This window comes from Aequorivita vitellina (assembly GCF_022008365.1).
GTDB classification, from domain to species: Bacteria; Bacteroidota; Bacteroidia; order Flavobacteriales; family Flavobacteriaceae; genus Aequorivita; species Aequorivita vitellina.
Map to the genome: position 1 here is coordinate 104,826 of NZ_JAIRBA010000004.1, position 16,503 is coordinate 121,328.

General features: G+C 37.6%; 12 protein-coding genes. 5 read left to right on the forward strand and 7 right to left on the reverse strand.

Annotated elements, in window-relative coordinates; all coding sequences use genetic code 11:
* Window positions 1–21: 21 nt before the first annotated feature.
* Window positions 22–3,507 (reverse strand): hypothetical protein, encoded by a 3,486-nt coding sequence (locus tag K8089_RS03320; RefSeq protein ID WP_237601855.1) that lies wholly within the window; start codon window positions 3,505–3,507, stop codon window positions 22–24.
* A 207-nt stretch (window positions 3,508–3,714) separates the two neighbouring features.
* Here K8089_RS03320 and K8089_RS03325 point away from each other — a divergent pair, with 207 nt between their 5' ends.
* Together K8089_RS03325 and K8089_RS03330 are read left to right on the forward strand one after the other, a co-directional pair.
* Entirely contained in the window at window positions 3,715–4,488 is a 774-nt protein-coding gene (locus K8089_RS03325) for an exodeoxyribonuclease III (protein ID WP_237601856.1), read from the forward strand.
* 75 nt (window positions 4,489–4,563) lie between these two features.
* Window positions 4,564–5,601 carry an aldo/keto reductase gene (locus K8089_RS03330; protein ID WP_237601857.1) on the forward strand — a complete coding sequence of 346 codons (1,038 nt, stop codon included), beginning with the start codon at window positions 4,564–4,566 and terminating at the stop codon, window positions 5,599–5,601.
* A 27-nt stretch (window positions 5,602–5,628) separates the two neighbouring features.
* Here K8089_RS03330 and K8089_RS03335 read toward each other — a convergent pair whose 3' ends face one another.
* Window positions 5,629–6,993, reverse strand: coding sequence for an acyl-CoA dehydrogenase family protein (locus K8089_RS03335; protein ID WP_237601858.1), 1,365 nt, complete (start codon window positions 6,991–6,993; stop codon window positions 5,629–5,631).
* A 127-nt stretch (window positions 6,994–7,120) separates the two neighbouring features.
* Window positions 7,121–8,491 carry a DNA repair protein RadA gene (gene radA / locus K8089_RS03340; RefSeq protein ID WP_237601859.1) on the reverse strand — a complete coding sequence of 457 codons (1,371 nt, stop codon included), beginning with the start codon at window positions 8,489–8,491 and terminating at the stop codon, window positions 7,121–7,123.
* A gap of 46 nt (window positions 8,492–8,537) precedes the next feature.
* On the opposite strand from radA, the gene K8089_RS03345 reads away from it, so the two are divergent.
* Window positions 8,538–11,399, forward strand: coding sequence for a sensor histidine kinase (locus K8089_RS03345; RefSeq protein ID WP_237601860.1), 2,862 nt, complete (start codon window positions 8,538–8,540; stop codon window positions 11,397–11,399).
* The gene (locus K8089_RS03350) at window positions 11,400–12,053 is read left to right on the forward strand and encodes a response regulator (protein WP_237601861.1); all 654 of its coding nucleotides are present in this window, start codon (window positions 11,400–11,402) and stop codon (window positions 12,051–12,053) included.
* 1 nt (window position 12,054) lies between these two features.
* On the opposite strand, the gene K8089_RS03355 is transcribed toward K8089_RS03350, so the two are convergent.
* The 4 genes from K8089_RS03355 to panC all read right to left on the reverse strand — a co-directional run bounded on the left by K8089_RS03355 (window position 12,055) and on the right by panC (window position 15,471).
* The gene (locus K8089_RS03355; protein WP_237601862.1) at window positions 12,055–13,203 is read right to left on the reverse strand and encodes an alpha/beta hydrolase; all 1,149 of its coding nucleotides are present in this window, start codon (window positions 13,201–13,203) and stop codon (window positions 12,055–12,057) included.
* Window positions 13,204–13,289: 86 nt separating this feature from the next.
* On the reverse strand, window positions 13,290–14,261 hold the full coding sequence (locus K8089_RS03360) for a lysylphosphatidylglycerol synthase transmembrane domain-containing protein (RefSeq protein ID WP_237601863.1): 972 nt from the start codon (window positions 14,259–14,261) through the stop codon (window positions 13,290–13,292).
* Between the two features lies 1 nt (window position 14,262).
* Window positions 14,263–14,613 carry an aspartate 1-decarboxylase gene (gene panD / locus K8089_RS03365; protein ID WP_237601864.1) on the reverse strand — a complete coding sequence of 117 codons (351 nt, stop codon included), beginning with the start codon at window positions 14,611–14,613 and terminating at the stop codon, window positions 14,263–14,265.
* 12 nt (window positions 14,614–14,625) lie between these two features.
* Window positions 14,626–15,471: a pantoate--beta-alanine ligase gene (gene panC / locus K8089_RS03370; protein ID WP_237601865.1), complete on the reverse strand. Its 846-nt coding sequence runs from the start codon at window positions 15,469–15,471 to the stop codon at window positions 14,626–14,628.
* Between the two features lie 130 nt (window positions 15,472–15,601).
* Here panC and K8089_RS03375 point away from each other — a divergent pair, with 130 nt between their 5' ends.
* Window positions 15,602–16,411 carry a glycogen/starch synthase gene (locus K8089_RS03375; protein ID WP_237601866.1) on the forward strand — a complete coding sequence of 270 codons (810 nt, stop codon included), beginning with the start codon at window positions 15,602–15,604 and terminating at the stop codon, window positions 16,409–16,411.
* Window positions 16,412–16,503 lie beyond the last annotated feature (92 nt).

Consider the following 16,503-nt stretch of genomic DNA (forward strand, 5'->3'; position numbering starts at 1 on the left):
TGATTTATGAAGATACAAAAATTAAAAATACGCCCGCAATTGTACACTTCCCGTGTGCACCGTTTTTGTGGTTTCGCTTTTTCTTCCAAAATATGAAAAGTTAGCATCCAGATATTTCGTTATCCGCTTCTGAAAAAGCATGCGCCACGTAAAATTAGTTCCCGGTTGTAAACCTTCTAACATTTGGTAAGCCACAGGCGAAAAAGGACTCCCTTCAAATTTGTTGTCTATATAATTAAGCTCGCCGTTCATTGAAATTTTTTCGGCGTTGGTGTAAGCAAAGGATAATCCGATGGTTTGTTGTTTCAATTTCTCCAATTCGCCCAATTGATTATCCTGATTCGCGAATTCATAAAACACATCAAAACGCGTTTGCTGGTTGAGCAAGTATGAAATTTTAGGGTTGAATTCATACGAATCGAGGCGGTAGTTTCTATTGGCAAAACTTTCTGAAAGGTTTTCATTACTACCCGTTGCGCCTTTTAAATTCAGCAACCAGCTTTCGTAAAATTTATGATTGAAATTAAATTGGTGACTATGCAAATTATTCCGCTGCAACCCCACGGCCAGCAAATTATCTGCCGAAGTAGAAATAAAAGTATAACTGATGGTATACCGCTGTTTCCCACGATTGAAAAACAAGGCATTCCTAAAATTGAGCGTTAAACCCAATTGATCATCACCGCCATCTTCAAACGGATTTATGTTGAAACCATCGTTTTTTCGCTTCACTTTTCGGTCCAGAACATAGGAAGTTTGATTGTAGAAATGTGAAAGCAGCTTTTTAAACCCTGCCTTATTCGACCAATTCTGTGGATTCAACGTAAGAATTTGACTGAATTTATTCTGTCTAATTTTCAAAAAAACCTGATTCGGAAGCAATACCCGCACGTACTCTGCTTGGTCTTGAAACTGTGCAACTTCAAATTCTTCCAGTTCCTGAATTCCGTTATTATTGTAATCAATCCACACATACACGCCCTGCCCCGGCTCGGTTTTTACATAGGTAAACTCCTGTTGCGCAATCACTCCGTTGTTAGATTCCAAAGCTGTGTTTAAGCGAATGCCGCCATCAAAAAGCGATTGGTTATATAGAATTCGGGAATTTAGCGAGCGCTCCGTTTCTCGCTCGTCAATTGTTATCGGCAGTGTATCATTTGGGTCTAATCCAGTATCTGAGCTTGGTTCAAATTTCAAGGTTCTGTAATTGGCAAAAGCGGAGAGTTGTGTGTTTTCAGTATTTATAAGTCTCGATTTTAAATAGTAAGTGTTCGATGAATTCACCTTTTGAAGCACATTACTGCGAACGCTATCGGTTACCCGAAACTGATAACCCGCTTCCACAAAAACGTTAGTACTATCGCCAATGCCCGAAAACACTTCAAACGAACTAAATTTTTGACTGATTGGCGAAATGCTATCGCGAACTACATCCTTAATTTGATTGTCCTCCATAGCAACTTTGCCTCCCACCCAAGCTTTTTCTAAAGAATAAGTGGTTCTGTTGTTGAACCTAAAAAATTTAGACGAAATAGAATCGGCCTTGCTATTTAGATAACTTCCGTACGTTTGAAAGCGTAATTTTTTCAGCTTTAAATCTGAAGCAATTACGTGCCGCGTACCGTTGAAATTTTCGGAATAATTTAGATTCTGAAATTCATAACGGCCGCCGCCCCTTTTTGGATCAGCAACCTCAACTCCCGAAATAACAAAACTTTGGTTTCCCATCGGATTGATAAGGTTCCAATCGCGGTTAAACTCAATATTATAGAGCCTTTCAATAGTTCTAAAATCATTTTGAACAAAATCTAACGAGCCAAAGGCTTCAACTTTCAGCGTATCGGCCGTTGTTAAAACGCGTTGTTTAAAAGCCAATCTTCCCGCAAAACCATCGTTGTTATTATCGTCAATATCACTAAAAAGGTTGAGGTCGTTTTTACTGCCTGCAACTTCAAAATCTACACGTGTTTTTTCGGAAGGATGGAAACTTCCGTTTAAGCCGCCAACCTGTAATTTTATTGGGGCATTTAACCGTATAACCGGCGCATAATTTCCCTGTGGCACACCGCTCACCGGCGCCACATATTCAAAAATACGGCTTATGGCATTGGTTTCACTTATTACATAATCGCCATTATTTGGCCCCACGAGTGAAAATCGCACGCTAAAAAGTTCGTCGTCGGGATTACTTGAAAAAACGAAAATGGTTTCGCCATTTACAACTTCTTTTTTATAGAGAATTTTATTTTCCGAATAGGTATCTGGTACTGCCGAAGGCGCATTCATCATTTCACGATCGTCGCCTGCAGCTTGTAAAATAGCCACTTGCTCTTCCGAAAGACTTTGTTGCAAAGGCTGGTTTTTCGCGTCACTTTCAGAATATACATACACGCCCAAATCTAAATTTTCACTGGTATAATTTCCGCCGCCGTAACCTATAAAACGCGTGTAGCTTCTGTCGGTATATTGATATTCCACCGAAATTCGCATATTGCTGGTTATCGGAAAAGTGGGGTTGAATTTAATTTCGCCAGCGTTGTAATCTATAACGTAATCTTCGTTTTCGCCTCGTTGAAGCAGCAGTCCGTTTACAAAAACCCGCTCGCTGCCCGAAACCACTAAAATATAAAGTTCGCCATTGGGTCCTACCAATTTGTACGGCCCTTGGTTTCCTTCCTGCCCAATAAATTCACTTTTTGAAAAAACGCCGCGCACCAAGGCACCCGAGGCATAAGCCGAAATTTTTGAACCGTCGTCATTATTAAAAGTGCCGCCAAGAGAAATTCCCTGCACTTTTTTGGTGAATCTTCCGAAGTAAGTGTTGTTGTTTTGAAGATCGATATCGCCAGCACGGATGTTCCAGTTTTCACCAAAAAGCTCGATGAAAATCTGGTCAAATTCATTCAAACTTTGCGAATAGCCACCTTCCTGCGTGGGAATATTAGCATCTTGAATGGATGCTCTAATTGAAACTTTATCACTCAGTTTCCCAGTAATTTGAAGGTCGAGCTCGCTATTTACAACGGCGTTTTGATTGTTGCCAATGGTGATGCCACGCGTAATACTTCCCGAAGTATTTAATCCGTCAAAAGGCGTAAAAACATTTTTCGTTGTACTTTCGTCCAGCGAATACAATTTGTCTATTTGTCCAGTATTTTCAATAATAATCTTTGAATCGAGCGTGAAATAATCTCGCGTTAAAAAATCGGGATACTGTAAATATTGAATTGTCAGCGAATCTTGCTGTTGCTGGAGTTCTTCGGAAAAAATAATAGTTCCTTTTTTGAAGTCTATCCGATAGCTGAAAGGATTCGGCGAATTACCATCTTTATCGAGAATTACAAACCGTTTCGGATTAATACCCGCGCTATCCAAAACCACGGTGTCTCTTAAAGCAACCTTCTTCTCTTTATAATTTGAAGCCGTGCCCCCCGCATGGAGTGTAATATCCTGCGCATAGCCAACGGCTGCAAATAAAAAGAAGAAAAGATACAGGAATAACTTCATCAACTATTAAACTAAACACTTGGGTTTTTATTTTGCATTCCCACCTTATAGAAATCGCTCCGAATTAACTTCGGCGGGAATCTCATCAAAAATAGACAAACCGATAAAGAAATACGGAACAAGTTGGTTATCGAATTTTAGATTTTTATATTGCCGCTACAAAAAAATTAAACCTAAAAGAGACCCCTGCCTTCGCGAGGGATTGATATGAAAATAATCTCATACAACGTAAACGGAATTCGCGCTGCTATGCGCAAAGGCTTTCTTAATTGGCTGCAAGCGGCAAACCCAGATGTTATCTGCATTCAAGAAACAAAAGCAAATGTAGATCAGGTAGAAGTTGAAGCAATTGAAGAAGCCGGTTACCCGTACCATTATTGGTTTAGTGCCACAAAAAAAGGGTATAGCGGCGTGGCAATCTTTTCAAAAATAAAACCGAATCACGTTGAATACGGAATTGGCATTGAACACATGGATTTTGAAGGTAGAAATATTCGTGTAGATTTTGACGATGTTTCTGTAATGAGTCTGTATTTACCCAGCGGCACAAACATTGCGCGATTGGAACACAAGTTTACGTTTATGGCCGATTTTCAAAAGTATATCGATGCGTTGAAAAAAGAAATTCCAAATTTGATAATCTGCGGCGATTACAATATTTGCCATCAAGCTATTGATATTCACGATCCCGTTCGCAATAAAAACGTTTCAGGGTTTTTACCCGTCGAAAGAGAGTGGCTCGATGGTTTTATGAAAAGTGGTTTTATTGACAGTTTCCGTTATTTTAACAAAGAACCGCATAATTATACGTGGTGGAGTTATCGCGCTAACGCAAGAAATAATAACAAAGGCTGGCGCATAGATTACAATTTGGTTTCAGAAACTTTGAAAGATAACTTGAAGCGTGCCGTTATTTTACCCGATGCAATGCACAGTGACCACTGTCCGCTTTTGGTAGAACTCGAATTCCCACAAAGGTGAGAATCTCATTAATAGAAATAAAGAAAATAAGTTTTAAACATTTATAAAAAAATTCTCGCCTCCGCGGGAAATGCTATGAAATACACCACCCTCCCCAATACCAATCTAAAAACAAGCAAACTCTGTCTTGGCACGATGACTTGGGGCCAGCAGAATACGGAGACCGAAGCCCACGAACAGCTGGATTTTGCTATTGAAAAAGGAATCAATTTTATTGATTGTGCCGAAATGTATCCCGTTCCCGCAAACCCGAAAACGCAGGGAAGAACGGAAACTTATATTGGGAGTTGGTTAGCCAGAAAGAAAAATAGAGAAGATATAATTTTAACTACCAAAATTGCGGGGCCGAGCCGAAATATGGATCACGTTCGGCAGCCATTAGATTTCAGTAAAAAATCGTTGGAAGATGGAATCAATAAAAGTTTAAAACGCCTACAAACGGATTATATAGATTTGTACCAACTGCATTGGCCGGAGCGAAGCACCAATTACTTCGGGCAGCGCGATTATACCCACAAAGAAAACGAAAATTGGAAGGATAATTTTGCTGAAGTACTTCAACATTTAGAAGAATTAGTAAAAGAAGGAAAGATTCGCCACGTTGGACTTTCAAACGAAACCCCTTTTGGCGTGATGCGTTGTGTGGAAGAATCGCGAAAAGGAAAGCTGAAAATTGCAACCGTCCAAAACCCGTATAATTTATTGAACAGGAAGGATGAAATTGGTTTGAGTGAAATTCTTCAGCGCGAAAATATTGGGTATTTAGCCTATTCACCTTTAGGATTTGGAATGCTCACCGGAAAATATTTGAATGGAACGGCAGATGCCAATTCCCGAATAAATCAGTTTAAACAATACAGTCGTTACAGCAGCAAAACCGCTTTTGAAGCAACTGAAAAATATCACGAAATTGCCAAAAAGTACAATCTAAGTTTTGCGCATTTGGCTTTGGCTTTTATACTTCAAAAGAAATTTGTGACTACGCCAATAATTGGCGCCACTTCCATCGAGCAACTTTCAGAAAATATTGAAAGCATCGACATTTCTCTTTCAAAAGAAATTTTAAAGGAGATTAATGTGGTGCACAATCAAATTCCGAATCCAGCGCCTTAAGCCTCCAAACCTACAAAGGCGGCTTCTTTACACAAACGCACTATAGCCCGTAATTGCGCGGCCCACAATCAGTGAGTTTATTTCTTTGGTGCCTTCGTAACTGTAAATTGCTTCGGCATCTGCCACAAAACGAGCCACGTCGTATTCTAAAAGTATTCCGTTGCCGCCCATAACTTCGCGGGCTTGGCTTACTACATCTCGGGTTCGCATACTGCAGAGAACTTTTGCGAGCGATGCGTGCTCATCGGTCAACAAACCTTCATCCTGCAGTTCCGAAAGTCGAAAGCACAAAGTTTGCATTGCAGTAAGATTTGAAACCATTTCAACCAAATGATTTTGCACCAATTGAAAAGAAGCTATCGGTTTTCCAAATTGCTCGCGCTTTTTGGTGTATTTTAAAGCAGCTTCGTAAGCACCGCGGGCACAACCCACGGCCTGCCAAGCTACGCCAGCACGAGTCATTCGCAATACTTTGGCAGTGTCTTTAAACGAGTCGCATTTTTGAAGTCTATCACTTTCGGGAATGCGGCAATCTGTCATTGTTATTAGTGCGTTTTGCACGGTTCGGAGTGCCATTTTGTTTTGCATTTTTTCGGCTTTAAACCCTGGGTTTCCTTTTCGCACTAAAAAACCTTTCACTTGATCGGAAGCTTCATCGCGCGCCCAAATAATAATTACATCGGCGAAAGTGGCATTTCCAATCCATTTTTTTTGTCCGTTTAAAACCCACTCATCACCTTCCTGTCTGCAAGTAGTTCCCAGACCGCCTGCAACTGCCGAACCTACATCGGGCTCGGTCAAACCAAAGGCGCCAATAAGCTCCATTCTAGCCATTTTAGGCAGCCATTCCTGTTTCTGTTCATCACTTCCACAGATATAAATTGAACCCATTGCCAAGCCGCTGTGCACGCCAAAAAATGTAGAAATGGAAACATCTACCCGGGCCAATTCCATCGCGATAATTCCTTCCATTACGTAGTTTTCATTTGGTGTTCCGTAACCTTCGTATGTAAGTCCGCAGATATTTAATTCTGCCATTTTCGGAATAATTTGAAACGGAAATTCAGCCTTATTCCAGTATTCATTGGCTATCGGCTTTATTTCGTCTTCCATAAAATTACGGACTTTTATTTGAAGCTCGCGTTGTTGGGGAGTGAGTTTTAAGGCTAAATCGTAAAAATCGCCATCGATAGGCGGAAGTTTGTGTTGCCCCTTTTTGCCGCCTTTGTGTTTTAACATTCGCATTAAACCTGCAAGTTGGCGATCGTCAAGTTCACCCACGGTTTTCATAATTTCAGAAAGATCTACTTTTTGCGAAAGTTTTCCGAGCGCATCAAGATCAATTTCTTTCATTAAATGAATGGTCTGTTTTATTTTTGAGAAGATAGACATAGTATATTTTTCAGAAATGATTTCTAAAGATACTATTAAGCAATTTTTATCACGGCTAAAGAAAAGTTAATTCGCCGGTAAAAATATAGGTACAAAGATTTAATGAATTTTAAAGTAAATATGATAGTTATCCAAAAAGATGATGTACTACATCGTGCACTTTAGCCACCTTTATAATATTTATGTGAAAATTATTCTTTGGAATTTTACAGTATTTTGAAATAACGATGGAGGTAAAACCAAGTTTTTCGGCTTCTAAAATGCGTTGTTCCACCCGGGTTACGGGACGTACTTCGCCTGCCAGACCAACCTCAGCGGCAAAACAGAGGCGTTTGTCTATGGCAATGTCTATATTAGAAGAAAGCACCGCGGCAACTACAGCCAAATCTATTGCGGGGTCGTCAACGGTTATTCCACCAGTGACGTTTAAAAAAACATCTTTTGCCCCTAGTTTAAAACCTGCGCGTTTTTCTAAAACGGCAAGAATCATATTTAATCGTTTTGCGTTGTAACCCGTGGCGCTTCGTTGCGGTGTGCCATAAACTGCGCTACTTACCAAAGCTTGAATTTCAATCATCAACGGACGCATACCTTCTAAAGTTGCCGAAATTGCGGTGCCGCTTAAATCTTCGTCATTTTTAGAAATTAATATTTCAGAAGGATTTGAAACTTCGCGTAAACCCCTGCCCTGCATTTCGTAGATACCTAATTCGTTGGTGCTTCCAAAGCGGTTTTTATTGGCGCGCAGAATTCTGTAAATATGGTTTCGGTCGCCTTCAAACTGTAAAACCGTATCTACCATATGCTCTAAAATTTTTGGCCCTGCGATGTTTCCATCTTTGGTAATGTGACCAATTAAAATTACTGGAGTTGCGGTTTCCTTTGCAAATTTTATAAGTTCGGCGGTAGTTTCACGAATTTGCGAAATGCTTCCTGCAGTGCTTTCAATATAGTCTGTGTGTAGCGTTTGGATGGAATCTATCACCACAATATCTGGTTCAATTTCCGCAATATTTCTAAAAATGTTCTGTGTTTTGGTTTCGGTTAAAATGTAGCAATTTTCAGCAATAGGCTGAATACGTTCGGCCCGCATTTTAATTTGTTGCGCACTTTCTTCACCCGAAACGTAAAGCGTTTTATAAGGCAGCTGAAGTGCAATCTGGAGCATTAACGTACTTTTCCCGATGCCTGGTTCTCCGCCTAAAAGTGTTAACGAGCCCGGAACTAATCCGCCGCCCAAAACCCTGTTTAGTTCGTTGTTCTTTGTATTGAGCCGTGCTTCGGCTTGGGTAGAAATTTCAGAAATACGTTGTGGTTTTGCGGTTCGGCTGCGTTCGGTTAACGGCGAATCATGGGTTTTCCAACTCACCTTTTCGGCTTTTTGAATTACCTCTTCGGCAATGGTATTCCATTCTTTACAGGCGTTGCACTGCCCTTGCCACTTAGCATATTGGGCGCCACAGTTTTGACAGAAAAATGTTGTTTTAGTTTTAGCCATAATAGTTCGGCTAAATTAAATATATTTACGGTAGAAACTTCGCTAAATGATACGCTTATTCCTCACATTATTATTTGTGTGTGTTTGCTCAATGCATGCAACCGCTCAGCGATATCAATTTAAAAAATACAAAATAGAGGAAGGCCTTATAAACAATGAGACTTTTGCAATTCTACAAGCTAAAGACGACCGAATTTGGATAAGTACCACCGCTGGATTAAGTAGCTTTAGCGGAACCACTTTTAAAAATTACGCTACCGAAGACGGGCTCGCCTCAAATATTATTTTTAGTCTTTTTGAAGATTCAAAAGGTCGTATTTGGGCAGGCACCTTAGATAAAGGTGTGAGCATAATTGATGCTGGTAAAATTACTAATCCAAAGGGTATAGATTTTAATGAACTTGGTGCGGCAACTGCTATACTTGAAGCGGCAGACGGCACTATTTATATTTTTTTTATAGAAGGATTTGCCAGTTATAAAAATGGCAAATTGGAGCTTTTGTTCAAAAACAGTGCAGGAAATAAATTTTCGGGAATACAAAAAGCTGCGTGGTTTGATACAAATACTATTTATCTAGCTTCCACAGACCACGGTATTTATAAACTCACTTTAAATCCGTTAAAAATTGAAAATGTTTTTAGCGAAAAGCACGGCATTAATAATATTTGTTATTCGGTATTAGTAGATCGTGCTAAAAATGTTTGGGTAGGCGCTTATGGCGAACTCTATAAAATAACAGATGGCCAACTTTTTATATACAAATTCAATCCTGAAGATTTTGACAAAAACCGCATTTATGGAATTTTAGAAGAAAATGAAAATGAATTGTTTTTAAGTTTTGAGGGGAATGGTTTTGGTATTTTTAATAAAAAAACAGGCCATTTAAAAATAATAAATGAAGCACAGGGTCTGCCTTCTAAATATATTTACCAAACCATTAAAGATTCTGAAGGCAACCACTGGATGACCTCTTATGGCGAAGGGATTATTCGGTTTAGAGACACCGCCTATAAAATTTATGATGACAGTCAAGGTGTAATAGCGGTTAACGACATAGTGGAATGGAAAGGAGAAATAGTTATCGCTACGAATAATGGTGTTGCTATTATTGACGAGAAAAAAAACATTCGCCAAATAACCAAAAATGGCTCAATAAAAAATCTATTTGTCACTGCAGAAGACAACCTATTGTATAACACAGGCAATGCAGTTTATGAACATGCTGCGAGTAAATCAAGTTCAAATCTCGTTGATGAAGGCGACTACAATTTAATTTATAAAGACCGCAACAACACCCTTCTATTTGAAACAGACAGAATAAAAGTTCTTTCAAAAGATTCTATTTTTTACATAAAATCTAAAAAATCGATTGGCATTGAAGCTATTGGCGATCGCTATTTGCTTTGTAAAATAAGTGGATTGTACCAAATTAAGAATAATAAATTAGATATAATTCCGGGCTTAGACCCCAAAGAGCATAGCGATTTTAGAAGCATTGCCTCAATTGGAGCCAACGAAATTATCGCCGGCAGTGAAAAAAATCTATACTACATACGCCTTGAAAATAACCATTTTAAAATACAAACCTTTAGCTTGAGTCGTTTCGCTGGTTTAAAATATTTTCGCGCCTTAGAAATAGATGGAAACGATTTATGGTTGGCAGGCAGAGCGTTATTAGTTAAAGTAAATCTGGAATCTTTATTAAAAAAAGATACCATAATAGCGAAATATTACAACACTACACCGCATTTTTTAGAAAACGACATAGATTATAATTCACTTCTTATTACACAGAACAAAACAGTTTTGGCTTCGTCGTTAAATGGAATAATAGCCTTTAATGAAAACAATTTTATACCCAATAAAAAGCCCCCAAAGTTAAATCTAGCGGAAATTCACTTATTTTCAGAACCGTTTAACGATAGTATCTACCGAACAGAAAATGGCGTTGTTTTACCATACCAAAAAAACTATTTAAGTTTTTCAATGGAAGCCATTACATTCACCAATCCCGAAAAAACGAAGTATAAATACCGAATGAAAGGACTTCGTGATGAAAACAATTGGTCTGATTCAACAACAAACCCGAACGTAGTTTTCTCGTACTTACCTCCAGGCAATTACACTTTTGAATTTACAGCAAACAACGGCGATGGTGTTTGGCAACCTCAGCCATATCAATATTCATTTACAATTAAGGTTCCATTCTGGAAGACCTGGTTTTTTTGGGTTACTATCGTCTCTCTTATTACGGTAGGGGTATTCACTTTTTTCTATTACCGCAGTAAAATAGAACGCAAACGAAACGAAATTTACACACACAATTTAATCAAAGCCCAGGAGCAAGAACGCACCAGAGTTGCCCGAGAGCTTCACGACAGTGTTGGGCAAAAACTCATGCTTCTTACCAAGAAAACTAAAAATATTGAAAACAAAGAAATGGAGGTTTTAGCTACAAATACTTTAGACGAATTGCGCGCGATATCTAGAGGTCTTCATCCTTCCACATTAGAGCGTTTAGGACCAACCGCTGCTATTAAAAATATGATTAATGAAGTAGATGCAAATACAAATATTTTTTTCACCCATCAAATTGAAGATATAGACAATTTAATAAGCAAAGAAGCCTCCTTACATTTGTACAGGATAATTCAAGAAGTGCTCAATAACATGGTTAAACATGCCGAAGCAAAAGCTGGTTCCGTAACTATTGAAAAAAGAAATAATACCATTGAAACAATAATTGCCGACAACGGCAAGGGTTTTGAAATTGCCGAAAAGGTAAAAACCAATGTAAGTTTAGGAATGAAAACATTAAGGGAACGCGCAAAGATTTTAAATTCAAAGATTGAAATTAAAAGCCAAATAAATAAAGGCACACAAATAACCCTAACAATTCCACTATAAATGATTGAAAAAAGTAATATCTCCATTGTTATCGCAGATGACCACCCTATGATTTTAAAAGGACTCTACGACGAACTTTTAGACAATAATTATAATGTTGTAGGTCAAGCTACAGACGGGATGCAAGCTTTAGAAAAGATTTTAGTCCATAATCCCACCCTCGCATTGTTGGATATTGACATGCCAATTTTAACCGGCTTCGACGTAATTAAAATGGCGAAGCAAAAAGAAGTAGCAACCAAGTTTATTGTTCTTTCCTTTCATAAGGAAACCGAATATATATCGCAAGCCCGGGCACTTCAAATTAGTGGGTATTTATTAAAAGAAGATTCTTTTTCAGAGGTCGAAATGTGCTTTCAACGTGTGTTAAAAAATGAAACGTACTTTAGCCGCTCCTTTGAAGCGACCTCACTGGAAATTGTTTCAGAAGATTTACGAAGAATGAAGAATTTAACTTCATCAGAAAAAATAATTTTAAAACTGGTGTCGCAACAATTAAGCAGTAGCGAAATTGCCGAAAAGTTATTTATTTCTGTGCGCACCGTAGAAAAACACAGAAGCAATATTATAATGAAATTAGATATTGATAATACAGTTTCAAATGCGCTCAATACTTGGGCGTATGAACATAGGTTTATTATAAAAGAACTTTAATTTAATAGCCAAAATCGCGTTTTATTTTATCTGCTCGGTCTAGTAGTATATCTATTGTAATAAAATCTACTTCTTGTTTATCAAAAGCTCCCTGAAATATTTTCATCGCTTTTTTTGGTTCGCCAGTCTCTTCGTAATAACGGCCAAGGTAGTAATCGCCAAGTACGGTTTCTGAGTATTGTTTTTTGGCTAAAGTGGCTATTTCGCGTAATGATTCCCACTGTTTTAATTTTTCTGAAGCTGTAGCCGTGGCAATAAAATCGTTAACCCGAATGTTGTTAGTTATTCCAAAAAGATCTTCAATAACCTTGTATTTGTCTAAAAGATATTGGCTAACCGGAGTTTTTAATTTTAATAAAACTTCAGAATATTCCTTTTTGCTGATGGGCCTATAGACCGAAAATATTTTTTCAAGTGCATTTGGAATGCCTCGTCCACCTAATGAATAATGTGTTGCACCTTCAAAATTATCGTAATAGTAACTAAATGAATTGCTCTTTAAAGGGCTCAAGTTTTTGTTCAATTCTTCTGCCGATTCCATCAAACCTTTAATATCGTCGGTTCCTGTGGCCAAATAGTAAAATATTTTTTGTTGTACTTGCGGAATGCGTTCTACCAGTCGCTGCTCCATCATAGGTGCCAAATCTGGACTTAAATTTATATAACCATTTAGTAACGGTGGATCTTTAAAGAGGTAATAGTTTAAAAAATTAGCCGTAAAATCGTGTCCAACACCAATAATAAATTTAGCTGTGCGGTATTTTTTGTCGATATACGGAATTAATTCCAACCCAATAAATTCGAAAAAACGTGACCCCTTATCGTCCGGAAAAAATGTTTGGTCGTCGTAAGCACAATCAAAATAACGCGAATCGCCCTGCATAACGCCCACAACTATAGATTCTGGCATGTCTTCCCAATAACTGAAATAATCTACATTTCCTGCCACTGGCTCAAATAGATAATCTGCATCTAGCACCAGTACAATAGGATATTTTTTATCTACGTTCGTATCGTAATTTCGAGGAAGTTGAATCTTCAATCTTCGTGATTGGTCGAGTCTGGTAGAGTTGAATTCTTCGTAAATAATTTGTGAAAATGAAACATTACAGAACAGTACTCCTACCACCAATAAAAAAATATTTTTCATCGCTCTAATTTTTTTTGAATTTCGAGGAAAGGTATGAAATTTTGAAATTGTAAAATTTCTGAAGTGAAAATATTATTTCAAAAAGATTATAATTTAAGTCGTTTTCGATTATAAATAGGAAGCATTACCAGCGAAATCACCCCGAAGAAAACGATTGAGCTAATATTGGAAATCCAAACAATCCAACCCACCGCAACACCCACAGTTGTGGCCACCCCAAAAATGGCCAAAACACCAGCGATGGCAGCCGGATAGGTGCCAAAACCACTATTTGTAAATGCGAAAGTAAAACTACCTACCACAAACGCAATAATAATAGTGTCTAATTGAATGTGGGCAGTTTCGGGCAAAGCATGCATTGCTGTATAAAAAGAAAGTAAGTACAATCCCCAAATTATGAAAGAATGCAATAAAAAAGCACCCTTTTTGCGCATTTTCAGAATACTAAAAACGCCGTCTTTTAGGCCTATTACAAAGTTTTTCAACTTTCTGTTAATATTCGATTTTGAAAATTTAACGTACAGCGGAATACTTATCGCGCCAAAAATAATTCCGAAAATAACAATGTATAAAAGTGAAGAGGGTATGCTACCTACCACAAAATCATAAAGCACATCAAATTTAATTGTCAAGGCCAAAGCAGTAAATAAAAGCAGAAATATTAAATCTACGATTCTTTCAGAAATAATGGTTCCAAATCCCTTTTGAAATGGTACGCCTTCGTATTTATCTAAAATTATACCCCTCGAAAATTCGCCACTTTTCGGAATAAAAATGTTCATTAAATAAGCTACCGAAACAGCCATAAAATTATTGGCTATTTTAGTGCGGTACCCCAATGGTTCTAACATAAAACTCCATCGGTAAGAACGCGAAATATGACTTAAAACACTGAGCGCTACCGATAGCAACACAAAGCCATAATTAGCATCTGTAAAATATTTTTGTGTTTCGGCAAGTTGTTGTGGCGTGAAAGATTGATAAATATACCAAATAAGAAAAACCCCCAAACCTAGCGGAACGGTTATCTGTAAAAACTTTGAAAGGGAGCGGCTCAAATTAGCGAAGTAAGTTTGTTTCTTCGTTCGGAAAAACCAAAGCGGGTTTAAAAACTTTTGCTTCTTCAATTTCCATAATTGCGTAAGTAATAAGTATAAGCACATCGCCTGGCGCTACGCGTCTTGCTGCGGCACCGTTTAGTGTGATTTCGCCACTATTTCGTGGGCCGGGAATGGCGTATGTCTCTAGTCTTTCGCCATTGTTATTATTAACTATTTGAACTTTTTCGCCTTCAATAATGTTGGCAGCGTCCATTAAATCTTCGTCAATAGTAATGCTGCCAATATAATTTAAATCGGCGCCAGTAACTTTTACTCTATGGATTTTAGATTTTACTACGTGTATTTGCATGGTGCAAAGATATTAATTTAATGAGATATTGTCTATCAGCCTAACTTTGCCCGCAAACACTGCCACAAAAGCCCTGTATTTTGATTTAGAATTTTTGTGTGTTGCGGTTTTAAGTGTTTCTTCGTCGGCGATTTCAAAATATTCTAATTTTAAATTTGGGTTTTGCAAAAATCGTTCCGCAACCATAGCATTTAAATCTGTTATTGATGTTGACGCAAACTTTTGTTGCACTTCTTTTAATATTTTATAAATAACTGCGGCTTCGTCAAATTGTGTTTCGCTTAGTCGTTTGTTACGCGAACTCATTGCAAGTCCGTTTTCTTCTCTTAAAATTGGGCATCCCACTATTTTTACGGGAAGCTCTTCAATAGTTACCAATTTTTTTACAATCTGTAATTGCTGGAAATCCTTTTCGCCAAAATAGGCAGTATCTGGCTTTACAATTTTTAAAAGCTTGCTAACAACTGTACCAACTCCGTCAAAATGTCCTTTTCTGTGTTTGCCTTCCATTTCGTTTTCAAGATTGCCGAAATTATATTTTTTTGCAGTTATAGCATCTTCATATAAATCTGAAATCTCTGGGAAATACACAATTATTTCACCTTTTACACTTTTTAATAACGAAATATCATCGTCAGGCGTACGTGGATATTTTTTAAGATCGGCCTGATTATTAAACTGAGTTGGGTTTACAAAAATGCTAACAACCACAAGGCTGTTTTCTTCTAAAGCCTTATTAACCAAAGACATATGCCCGTTGTGTAATGCGCCCATTGTTGGCACAAAGCCTATTTTGTCATTTTTTTTTATTGAAGACAAGGCTTGCACCAAGGTTTCTTTCTGGGTATGTATTACCATAAAATTGGTTTAAGAGCGGGCAAAATTAATATATTAAAGACAATCTACATAAATTTTCGTAATTTTGCGTGTTTTTAAATGCCTCGATGCTATTGAGGCAAATTGCAAATAACTTTTAAAAATCTAATAGATGAAAGATAAAAGAGTCTTGTATGTGTCTTCAGAGGTAATACCCTATCTTCCCGAGACCGAGATTTCTTCAATGTCGTTTGAAGCTCCCAGAATGATTAACAATAATGGCGGACAGATTAGAATCTTTATGCCCCGCTATGGCAATATTAACGAAAGAAGGCACCAATTGCACGAAGTAATTCGACTTTCGGGCATGAATTTGGTGATTAACGACCTAGATATGCCCTTAATAATTAAAGTAGCGTCAATCCCAAAAGAGCGCATTCAGGTATATTTTATTGACAATGAAGATTATTTTAAAAGAAAAGCTACCTATGCCGATGAGGAAGGCAACTTTTATAAAGACAACGACGAACGCGCAATTTTCTTCGCCAAAGGTGTTATTGAAACAGTTAAAAAATTAAATTGGGCGCCAGATATAATTCACGTTCACGGTTGGTTGGCTGCTTTTTTGCCATTGTACCTTCGCAATTATTACGGAAACGAACCGTTGTTTGAAAACAGTAAAATTGTTACCTCTGTGTACAATACCGGTTTTGAAGGTTCGTTAGCTAAAAATACTATTGAAAAAGTTAGGTACGACGCTATTGATGACGATGCAATAACAGAACTTGAAGACCCGAGTTATATTAACCTAATGAAGATTGCAATTAAAAATTCAGACGCTGTCATTATCGCTTCTGAAGATATTCCAACAGAACTTGATGATTTTATTAACACTATGGACAAACCAGTGTTAAAGTATAATAATATGGAAAATTTTTCGCAAGCATATTTAGATTTTTACAGCTCGAAAGTATTAGAATAAATTTCGATTATGATTTTGGTTAAAATGTCTCGGAAATATTTTAACGCACAAACCTTTTTAAAGCACTAATGGATATTCTTCCCCGTTACTTT

What these genes read in the sequence shown, in the direction of transcription:
- K8089_RS03335 (WP_237601858.1), bottom strand. Translation starts at nt 6,993, where the DNA reads ATGTCTATCTTCTCAAAAATAAAACAGACCATTCATTTAATGAAAGAA.
- K8089_RS03345 (WP_237601860.1), top strand. Translation starts at nt 8,538, where the DNA reads ATGATACGCTTATTCCTCACATTATTATTTGTGTGTGTTTGCTCAATG.
- K8089_RS03325 (WP_237601856.1), top strand. Translation starts at nt 3,715, where the DNA reads ATGAAAATAATCTCATACAACGTAAACGGAATTCGCGCTGCTATGCGC.
- K8089_RS03355 (WP_237601862.1), bottom strand. Translation starts at nt 13,203, where the DNA reads ATGAAAAATATTTTTTTATTGGTGGTAGGAGTACTGTTCTGTAATGTT.
- K8089_RS03350 (WP_237601861.1), top strand. Translation starts at nt 11,400, where the DNA reads ATGATTGAAAAAAGTAATATCTCCATTGTTATCGCAGATGACCACCCT.
- panC (WP_237601865.1), bottom strand. Translation starts at nt 15,471, where the DNA reads ATGGTAATACATACCCAGAAAGAAACCTTGGTGCAAGCCTTGTCTTCA.
- K8089_RS03375 (WP_237601866.1), top strand. Translation starts at nt 15,602, where the DNA reads ATGAAAGATAAAAGAGTCTTGTATGTGTCTTCAGAGGTAATACCCTAT.
- K8089_RS03330 (WP_237601857.1), top strand. Translation starts at nt 4,564, where the DNA reads ATGAAATACACCACCCTCCCCAATACCAATCTAAAAACAAGCAAACTC.
- radA (WP_237601859.1), bottom strand. Translation starts at nt 8,491, where the DNA reads ATGGCTAAAACTAAAACAACATTTTTCTGTCAAAACTGTGGCGCCCAA.
- panD (WP_237601864.1), bottom strand. Translation starts at nt 14,613, where the DNA reads ATGCAAATACACGTAGTAAAATCTAAAATCCATAGAGTAAAAGTTACT.
- K8089_RS03320 (WP_237601855.1), bottom strand. Translation starts at nt 3,507, where the DNA reads ATGAAGTTATTCCTGTATCTTTTCTTCTTTTTATTTGCAGCCGTTGGC.